Origin of the sequence: Sandarakinorhabdus rubra (genome assembly GCF_010994245.1) — a bacterium.
Classification (GTDB): Bacteria; Pseudomonadota; Alphaproteobacteria; order Sphingomonadales; family Sphingomonadaceae; genus Sandarakinorhabdus; species Sandarakinorhabdus rubra.
In genome coordinates, this window is record NZ_WMHO01000282.1 from 1 (window position 1) to 2790 (window position 2790).

Consider the following 2790-nt stretch of genomic DNA (forward strand, 5'->3'; position numbering starts at 1 on the left):
GCACAGCGCCACCAGCGCGGCAGCGCCGCGCGCGCAGGCGGCGGCCTGGGCCTTCAGATCGCCGATGGAGCGCGCCGGATCGCGGGCCGGATACGGCCCGCTGGCCAGCAGCGCCAACAGTTCGGCCTCGCAGAAGCGGCCCTCGTCGATCAGTCGCACATTGTCGATCAGCACGCCCTCTTCGGCGATGCTGCGGCTGTCGGGCGGCATCGAACCGGGCGTGATGCCGCCGATATCGGCCTGGTGGCCGCGTGCTGCCACCCAAAAGGCGAGATCGTCGCCAACAAACACCGGCATCACCACGGTGACATCGGGCAGGTGGGTGCCGCCCGCATAGGGATTGTTGAGCACGAAGGCATCGCCGGGGCGGATGGCGCCGGCCCATTTGCCCATCACGCAGCGCACGCTGTCCCCCATCGAGCCCAGGTGCACCGGCATGTGCGGGGCATTGGCGACCAGGCACCCGGCGGCATCGAAGAGCGCGCAGGAAAAATCCAGCCGTTCCTTGATGTTGACTGACCAGGCGGTGCTCTTCAGCGCCTCGCCCATCTCTTCTGCGATGGCCATGAAGCGGTTGGCGAAAATCTCGAGCTGTATGGGATCGGCTGCGGTGTCGCCCGCGGCCGGCGCTGGCCGGGCAGCGAGGCGGGTGAGGATTAGGTTGGCCGCATCATCCACCTCGGCCTGCCAGCCGGGTTCGACGAGCGTGGTGCCGGCGCTGTCGATGATCACCGCCGGCCCGACGATGCGCCAGCCCGCCGGCAGCGCCGCCCGGTCATAGAAGCCGGTCGTGCGCCATTCGCCGCCCAGCCACAGGCGATGGCTGGCGAGGTGCGGGCGGCCTTCAGGCGGTGGCGCCAGCCGGGCGGGCAGCGCCGGGGTGTTGCCCACGGCCTCGGCGATAAGTGCATCGACCACCAGTTCGGCTCCGGAGACTGTGAAGCCGAACCGGCTTGTCTGTTCGGCGGCAAAAGCGCGGGCCAGCGTGTCGGCATCGGCGAACGGCAGGTCGATGCCGCTGTCCGACCCGGCATAGCGCACGCGGGCCGCCAGCTGCACACTGGCCACGTCTTCGCCTTGCGCGGTCAGTGCGGCACGCGCCTCGGCGGCCAGCGCGCCGGCTGGCGTGTCGAGATCAAGGCTGGCCGTCAGCGGTCGGCCCAGGGTGGCAACGCGCACCACCCGGCTTTCGGCAAGCCCGATGCCGAAGGCCGACAGCAGCCCGGCGAGCGGGTGGATGAGCACGCGTGTCATGCCCAGCTGGTCGGCGATGGCGCAGGCATGCTGCCCGCCGGCGCCACCGAAACAGCAGAGGGTGAAGCGCGCCACGTCATGCCCCCGCGCCACCGAGATGCGGCGGATGGCTTGCGCCATGGTTTCCACCGCAATGAAGCGCGCGCCGGCCGCCACCTGTTCCGGCGTTTGCCCAATCGCGCTGGCCAGATGGGCAAAACGGGCGCGGGCCGCATCGGCATCCAACGGCGCGCTGCCAGTTGGCCCGAACAGCGCCGGGAAATGATCGGGCTGGATGATGCCCAGAACGATATTGGCATCGGTCACCGTCGCCGGGCCGCCATTGCCATAGGCGGCCGGGCCGGGGCTGGCGCCGGCACTGTCGGGGCCGACACGCAGCCGCCCCTGGTCCAGCCGCACGATGGAGCCGCCGCCGGCCGCCACCGTGTCGATCTTCAGCATCGGCACCGACAACGGCACGCCGGCGATCATCACCTCGCTGGCCCGCTCGAAGCCGCCATCATGGAGCGACACATCGGTGGAGGTGCCGCCCATGTCGAAGCCGATGAGGCGCGTGTCACCAACGCTGCGCCCCGCCGCCGCCATGCCGACGATGCCGCCGGCCGGCCCCGACAAGATCGCATCGCGGCCATGGAAATGCCCCGCCCGCGCCAGGCCACCGTTGGATTGCATGAAGGCGAGGTTCACCCCGTCCAGCCCGGCTGCCACCTGACCAACATAGGCAGCAAGCGGCGGCGACAGATAGGCATCGACCACGCTGGTCCACGCCCGCGGCACCAGCCGGATGACGGCGCCGACCTGGTGGCTGGCAGTCACCTGGGTGAAGCCGATCTCCCGGGCGATGGCGGCGACGCGCGCCTCGTGGTCCGGGTGGGCAAAGCTGTGCAGGAAGGCGATGGCGAGGCTGCGATAGCCGGCATCGAACGCGGTCTGCAGGCCGGCGCACGCCGCGGCCTCGTCGAGCGGGCGCAGCACCTCGCCGGCCGCGCTCATCCGCTCGTCGATCTCGATGCAATGGGCGTGCAGCAGGCCGGGCTTCACGATGTTCAACGCGAAGATGTCGGGCCGCGCCTGGTGGCCGATGGCCAGAGCATCACGGTGCCCGCGCGTGATCGCCAGCACGGTGGGCGCACCCTTCCGCTCCAGCAGCGCGTTGGTGGCGACCGTGGTGCCCATGCGCACGGCGGCAATCGGCGCCGCATCACGCCCGCGCAGGCGCCGGATCGCCTCCAGCGCGGCATCGCCATACTGGCCCGGCGCATCGCTCAGCAGCTTGGCTGTGGCAAGGCTGCCATCAGGGCGCAGCGCCACCACATCGGTGAAGGTGCCGCCACGATCCACCCAGAACTGCCAGCCGCTCATGGTGGGGGCGCCGTTTCAGCGAGCGACTTCAGATCGGCGATGAGGTCGAGCGCTTCGCGTGGGGTGATGTTGTCGGGGTCGATGGCGCCCAGCCGCTCGCGCAAAGGGTCGCCGGCCGGCGCAGCCGAGGCGGCGAACAGCGGCAGCGCGTCCACCCCGGCGGCGATGCCGCCG

The 2790-nt window shown here is 70.9% G+C and carries 1 protein-coding gene; it reads right to left on the bottom strand.

All coding sequences use genetic code 11. The features are described 5' to 3' along the window. On the bottom strand, positions 1-2616 hold a 2616-nt coding region (locus GJV64_RS13360; protein WP_164157845.1), incomplete at its 3' end, for a hydantoinase/oxoprolinase family protein. Between the last annotated feature and the right edge of the window lie 174 nt (positions 2617-2790).